We start from the raw sequence: 6,250 nt of genomic DNA on the forward strand, positions 1-6,250 counted from the left end.
GATGAACTTGGTAGCCCACAAGCTCGATTGGATTGCGGAAGCAAAACAGAATGGAGCAAAAGTTGCAACGGGTGGTGCTGCACAGAGGAACATTCTGCTGCCGACTGTACTGTTGGATGTGGATCCTGCTGTTAAAGTTTCTTTTCAGGAAGTATTTGCCCCGATCGTTCTGATCAATAAGGTCAAAACTGTCGATGAAGCGATCGAACAGGTGAATGATTCACGCTACGGATTGCAGGCCGGTATCTATACCGAGAATGTTCATACCGCCTTTGATGCGGCGGAAAGGCTTCATGTCGGAGAGGTTATGATCAACGACATATCGACATTCCGGGTAAATCAAATGCCATATGGAGAAGTCAAGGAAAGCGGATTTGGCCGTGAAGGCTTGAAATATGCGAGTGAAGAAATGACTGAGTTGAAGCTTGTGGTGTTTATGTCAAGTTGCTGGACCCTTTGTCAATGGCAAAGGGTCTTATTTTTATGGAAAGAGCCCTTATTCTGCCCGATACCACTAGAACCTTCAAAAAAAGATTGAGCCGATGAGGAACCCAATGTTATACTGTCTACTATATAAAGACTGCAATCCTCCTGTGGTGAACAAATCTTGTCGGACCGCTCCGGCAGGATGGGGGACAAGGGGAGAGGCTATTGAAATTGCGCAGAAGATTTTACCTTGTAGCCGAGGAGATTATGCCGGAAGCAATGATTAAAACAGTCGAAGTAAAGGACATGCTGGCAAGAGGCGAGTTTGAGACTGTAAACGACGCGGTCAGCGTGGTGGGGCTGTCCCGCTCCGCATTCTACAAGTACAGGGATCTGGTCTTTCTGTTTGACGACGAGAAGCGGGAACGTCTGATCACATTGTCGCTCATTCTGGAGCACCGGTCGGGGATCTTGTCGACCGTTCTCAATACCATAGCGCAAACGGGCGGCAATATTATCACCATCACGCAAGGAATTCCCATGAGCCAGGCGGCGCATGTAACCGCAACAGTGGATGTCCGTCATCTGAATGTGGCTGTTGATGAATTGACCGGCAAACTCCAGGACCTTCAGGGTGTTCGCAAGGTCGAGATTGTCGGGTACAGTTGATACTTATAAAGATTGATACCCAAATAAAGGAGAGACAAACAAATGTGGAGAGGAATCGTAGAAGAGTACAGGGAATTTATGCCCGTAACGGATAACACGCCGGTTGTTACATTGTACGAGGGAAATACACCTCTTTATAAGGCGGAGAAGCTTTCCGGCCAGTTGGGCGTGGAAATCTGGCTGAAGTTTGAAGGATTGAATCCCACCGGCTCCTTTAAGGACCGGGGAATGACTATGGCAGTGTCGAAAGCAAAAGAAGAAGGGGCCGAAGTGCTCATTTGCGCTTCCACAGGCAATACATCGGCGGCAGCCGCTGCTTATGCCGCCCGGGCCGGAATGAAAGCAGTGGTCGTGATTCCTCATGGCAAGGTGGCCCTTGGCAAACTGGCGCAAACAATTATGTACGGCGCGGAAATCATTGAAATTGAAGGGAACTTTGATGAGGCGCTGTCGATTGTCCGTCAGGTGTCCGAAACCCATCCTGTCAAATTGGTCAACTCTGTGAATCCTTATCGGATCGAAGGGCAGAAGACAGCGGCGTTCGAAGTGTGCGACGATCTTGGAGAAGCACCCACCCACTTGGCCATTCCCGTTGGAAACGCCGGGAACATTACCGCTTACTGGAAAGGGTTCAACGAATACCGAAGACATCGCCGTTCCGGCAAACTCCCGAAGATGCTGGGATTTGAAGCTTCCGGCTCTGCTGCCATCGTAAAAGGGCATCCCATCGAACATCCGGAAACTATTGCTACGGCCATTCGAATCGGGAACCCTGCCAGTTGGCAGCAAGCGGCAGATGCTGCCAAAGATTCAAAAGGCAAGATCGATATGGTGGAAGACGAAGAGATCCTTGCCGCATACCGTTTGATCGCCGCTGAGGGCGTGTTCTGCGAACCGGCATCGGCCGCATCGGTGGCAGGTGTGATCAAATTGGCAAATTCCGGTTATTTCAGCGAGAACGACCGTGTTGTTTGCGTACTGACCGGCAATGGGCTCAAAGATCCCGATACCGCAATGAACCACGGAATCAATGTGGAGGCCAGGGTCGTACCGGCAACGGAAGAGGCGGTAGTCAAAGCGATCTTTAAGTAGGAGGGATCTGGATGGGGGTTTGTATACGCGTTCCGGCGACAACTGCCAATCTGGGTCCCGGATTTGACACTTTTGGCATGGCATTGTCTCTTTACAACACCCTGGAGGTCGATTGGTCCTCGGGCAATTTGCAAATCGATGTGACAGGGGACGGCGCCGATCTGGTCCCTGTCAATAAGACAAACGCCGTCTATCGCGCCATGCAGATAGTCTTTGAAAGGGCGGATCAAACGGCACTCCTGGAAAAAAGAGGCCTTTACATCCGAATTCATAACGCAGTTCCGGTTACAAGGGGAATGGGCAGTTCGGCAACCGCGATTGTCGGGGGATTATGGGCAGCCAATGAACTCCTTGGACATCCTTTGTCTGTCGATGAACTGCTGAATCTGGCGGTACAGTTGGAAGGCCATCCGGACAATGTTGCTCCCGCCATCCTGGGAGGCATCGTTGTATCCGGCATAGTCAAAGAAAAGGCATATGCGAAGCGTTTTTCTCCCCCGCCTGGAATGAAATGTGTGGTGGCCGTACCTGATTTTCAACTGGCAACCAAGACAAGCCGCAAAGCGCTTCCGCCAGCAGTTCCCCACGGAGATGCAGTGAGCAATGTCAATCGGGTTGGACTGATGGTTGCCGCTTTGATGGATGGCAATCTGGAGATGTTTTGCGATCTTATGGAGGATCGTCTGCATGAGCCTTACCGTACGCCCCTTGTTCCTGGTATGAAAGAAGCAATTGCGGCTGCCAGGGAAGCTGGTGCAATGGGTGCGGTGCTGTCCGGTTCGGGACCCGCTTTGATTGCCTTTTGCAGAGACGGAGCTGCTGCAATTGGCAACGCTTTGCAATCCGGATTTGCAACAGAAGGCATAGAATCAACCATCCTGCATTTGCAGCCAGCCGAAGAAGGAGTGGCGGTGCTGGCATCCATTTCGTAAGAAGAAGATACCCGGCGAGAATGTTGTTCTTGCCGGGTTTTTTTTGGCTCGAAGGAAGTCGAATCGGGTAGGAAAATTTAACCAAACCGCCGACAGATTCCGGCAAGAAACGCAGAAAACAGCTTGTACAATCGAGTGTAACGGACGCTTGACGGGAGGTGCAAGCATGAAATCTTTTAAGATCCTGGCAATGGCCCTGATGCTTCTGCACGGGAATCATTCTCCGGTTGTTGCAAACGAGGGGCAAGCAGTGACAAACGAGGAACAGGTGCTGCAATCCGAGGAGCGGGCGCTAAGATGGAAGGACCGGCTGGCCCAGTGGGATCCCCTTTTTCGAGAATGGAAAGAAGCTGCTATGAGTCAACTATTGGCGGAAAAGAAGGATGATGCTCCAGGTGTAGTCGTATGGCATGTTCATAGGGAAACTCGGGATCTGGGATATTTCGTAACCAGCCGTGACGGGAAGGAATTACTGGAATTCAGTCCTGAGTGTCCCGGAGGGATGAGGAATACGGAGCCGGGGGGAACGTACTTGTATGCAGGGCCTGGCATGCATTTGTTTCAACCGGCTGGGGACACAACTGATTTGTGGATCAATTTGGCCAACGGCGAGTCGATCAATGGAAGGCCCATTCCGGTGCTATTTCCCGACCGCAAGGCAAAAGCATCCGACGAAACAGGCGAAATCGGAGAATCTGTCGAATCACGCACTTTCTCGACAGAGGTGCACCCTGACCGCGGGGTGGCGGTGATGATTCAGCACGGATGGGGCGAATCGGTACCTTTTCAGACCGGTTTGCTGCCGGAAAGTGGGGAAGCGGCCGGTTATCTGGTGAACAATGTGCTGCCCCATGATTACTATTCTGTCTGGGCGATAACAGGGGTGTGGTCGATCAACGGCACGCCGGAGTATCTCGAGATCAAGGATGCATTCGGCATCAGGAAACAGCCTGTTTATGTTCGGGCGGATGTGCCGGTAAACTGGGTGGGATCCAAATAAAGCAAACCAAAATGGAGGGGTTGGATCTGAATTCGCGGTTTGCATCGCCACTTCAGTTCGGCAAACCGCAATTCCCGTTCCGCAGCCAGCATGGAGGGTGTTTCCTCTTCATTTAAAGCAAGGGATTGGTAGTAAGCCTCCAGTTGCTCGATTTCCTGGGCGAGCCGTTCCATTGCTTCTGCCGCCCAGGCGTGATCGCCTTCCTGAATTTCTTGCATGACAACATCCTGAATCCGCTGCCAGCCTGTTTGCAAGGACGCCGCAAGAATTTCTTTGTTCGCCAGCTGCTCCGTGTAAGGGACGGGGAGTTGGCTCGTCATGGGCAGTGTGCAAACCTGTTCATAAAGGTCGCGGACAACCTGGTTGCTCCGAAGATTGATTCCGTAGGAACGGATTTCATCTTTGCGCCGGTCTGCAATGTATGAGATTTTTAGACTGGTCAGCAAAAAAGGGACCCGAATGCCAACGGTGGAACCGGTTTGAAACTGGCACACGAATTGACCCCGGCGGGTGGCCGATGCAAAAATTTTTTCCAATCGAAAGCTGCCCAATGTGACCAGTTCGGTTCTGTCAACCCCATCCACCTGGACATTGCTGTCAAATATCAGATTCAAAACGGTCGGTTTCGGAGTTTCTCCCGTTGCTTCAATCCACATCCAATAGTAGGGACGGTCCGTCAATTCCTTGTCGATTTCAATCGGCAGTTCCACCTGCAGATAATCAGGTTCCTCCCTTAGAATCGGAGTTCCGGTGGCGGCAAAATACCGTTTGCAGTAGTTCCGAATTTGTGTCTTATCCATCCTGTTCCCCTTTCAGCGCTCCTAACACCTTTTTCCCCAGATCGTCAAAGCGGGAGGACAAGTCGGAGGCGGACTTCGAATTCACCAGCATATCCATCAGATCGTTTTCGAATGTTTTGTGCATCTTGAGTTTGCCGATGATCATGTCCAATTCGCCAATCACCATTTCAAACATGCGAATTTTCTCCTGTAGCAAATCGACTATGTATTCTTCAATGGTGCCGCGGGTCGCAATGTTGTACACATATACATCCCGGGTCTGACCCAACCGGTGAACACGGCCGATGCGCTGTTCAATGCGCATCGGGTTCCATGGCAAGTCAAAGTTGATCACCTGGTTGCAAAACTGCAGGTTGATCCCTTCACCACCCGCTTCGGTGGCTACCAGCACCTGAGCCCTTTTTTCGAACAGTTCCTGCATCCAATCTTTCTTGCTGCGTTTAAAACCGCCCCGAAACGGGATTGCCCGGATGCCAGCCTGCTGCAGCATGTACATCAGATATTCCTGGGAGGCCCGGTATTCGGTGAAGATGATCGCCTTGTCTTCGCAGGACTCCACCAATTCGATCACTTTCTTGCCTTTCGTATACTGATCAAGCGGGATGGACTCGCACATCTGGCGCAGTTGGTCGATCCTTACCCTGAGAGAATCGGGTGTTTTGGGATCTTTATACATTCTTTCAAGGGTCGGCAATGCTGCATAGGGAGTGGAACATATCTCCCGCTGAAGAGTGATGAGCGGGAGTACGTTGCCCCTTTCCGCCCGGCGTTTCAGATATTCTTCTTTTACAAAGGACGAAACGCCATCGTACAATTCCCGTTCCCGGGGAGACAGTTCAAGCGGAATCGAAGCCACTTTCCGCTGGGTAAAATACACACCGCCCTCGCTTCGCTTGTTCCGGATCATGACCTGGGACAGAGCGTCTTTCAATTCTGCCGGGTTTTTGGGCTTTCTCTTTTCCTCCATGAAGGTGGAGGCAAACTGTTGGGAACTGCCCAGTTGTCCCGGTTTTAACAGGGTGATCAGATTGTACAGTTCCTTCATGTCGTTCTGGATCGGTGTGGCAGTGAGCAGCAGCAGGTACTTCTTCCGCAGCCGGTTGATCAGTTCCCAGTTTTTTGTTTTCCGGTTCTTCAGTTTGTGCGCCTCGTCCACAATCACCAGGTCCCAGTCCTGTTCCAGCACAATGGATCGATGGGGATCCCGCTTGGTGGTATCAAGGGAAGCGACCACAACATCGTAGGTTGTCCAGCACCATTCTTTTTTTTGGGCAAATGCTTTAATGGAGAATTTCTCGTTCAACTCCCGGGTCCATTGCAGAACCAGGGAT

The 6,250-nt window shown here is 51.3% G+C and carries 6 protein-coding genes and 1 pseudogene; 5 read left to right on the plus strand and 2 right to left on the minus strand.

Annotated elements, in window-relative coordinates; genetic code table 11:
- Window positions 1-10: 10 nt before the first annotated feature.
- The 5 genes and pseudogenes from EFBL_RS13320 to EFBL_RS13340 all read left to right on the plus strand — a co-directional run.
- Window positions 11-436, plus strand: a pseudogene (locus EFBL_RS13320) (aldehyde dehydrogenase family protein); the annotation flags it as partial.
- A 215-nt stretch (window positions 437-651) separates the two neighbouring features.
- Complete coding sequence (locus EFBL_RS13325; protein ID WP_096182608.1) at window positions 652-1,095, plus strand: ACT domain-containing protein; 444 nt, start codon at window positions 652-654, stop codon at window positions 1,093-1,095.
- A 42-nt stretch (window positions 1,096-1,137) separates the two neighbouring features.
- Entirely contained in the window at window positions 1,138-2,187 is a 1,050-nt protein-coding gene (gene thrC / locus EFBL_RS13330) for a threonine synthase (RefSeq protein ID WP_096182609.1), read from the plus strand.
- Between the two features lie 11 nt (window positions 2,188-2,198).
- Complete coding sequence (gene thrB / locus EFBL_RS13335) at window positions 2,199-3,119, plus strand: homoserine kinase (RefSeq protein ID WP_096182610.1); 921 nt, start codon at window positions 2,199-2,201, stop codon at window positions 3,117-3,119.
- A 166-nt stretch (window positions 3,120-3,285) separates the two neighbouring features.
- A complete protein-coding gene (locus EFBL_RS13340; protein ID WP_096182611.1) occupies window positions 3,286-4,119 on the plus strand; it encodes a hypothetical protein in 834 nt (277 codons plus the stop codon).
- Here the strand turns inward: EFBL_RS13340 and EFBL_RS13345 are convergent.
- Together EFBL_RS13345 and EFBL_RS13350 are read right to left on the minus strand one after the other, a co-directional pair.
- Window positions 4,074-4,919: a YqhG family protein gene (locus EFBL_RS13345; RefSeq protein WP_096182612.1), complete on the minus strand. Its 846-nt coding sequence runs from the start codon at window positions 4,917-4,919 to the stop codon at window positions 4,074-4,076. The two genes, EFBL_RS13340 and EFBL_RS13345, sit on opposite strands and share 46 nt — an antisense overlap.
- Window positions 4,912-6,250 (minus strand): DEAD/DEAH box helicase (locus tag EFBL_RS13350; protein ID WP_231705804.1); only part of this gene is annotated, 1,339 nt, incomplete at its 5' end. The genes EFBL_RS13345 and EFBL_RS13350, both read right to left, overlap by 8 nt.

Origin of the sequence: Effusibacillus lacus (assembly GCF_002335525.1) — a bacterium.
Lineage (GTDB): Bacteria > Bacillota > Bacilli > Tumebacillales > Effusibacillaceae > Effusibacillus > Effusibacillus lacus.

What these genes read in the sequence shown, in the direction of transcription:
- thrC (WP_096182609.1), top strand. Translation starts at nt 1,138, where the DNA reads ATGTGGAGAGGAATCGTAGAAGAGTACAGGGAATTTATGCCCGTAACG.
- thrB (WP_096182610.1), top strand. Translation starts at nt 2,199, where the DNA reads ATGGGGGTTTGTATACGCGTTCCGGCGACAACTGCCAATCTGGGTCCC.
- EFBL_RS13340 (WP_096182611.1), top strand. Translation starts at nt 3,286, where the DNA reads ATGAAATCTTTTAAGATCCTGGCAATGGCCCTGATGCTTCTGCACGGG.
- EFBL_RS13345 (WP_096182612.1), bottom strand. Translation starts at nt 4,919, where the DNA reads ATGGATAAGACACAAATTCGGAACTACTGCAAACGGTATTTTGCCGCC.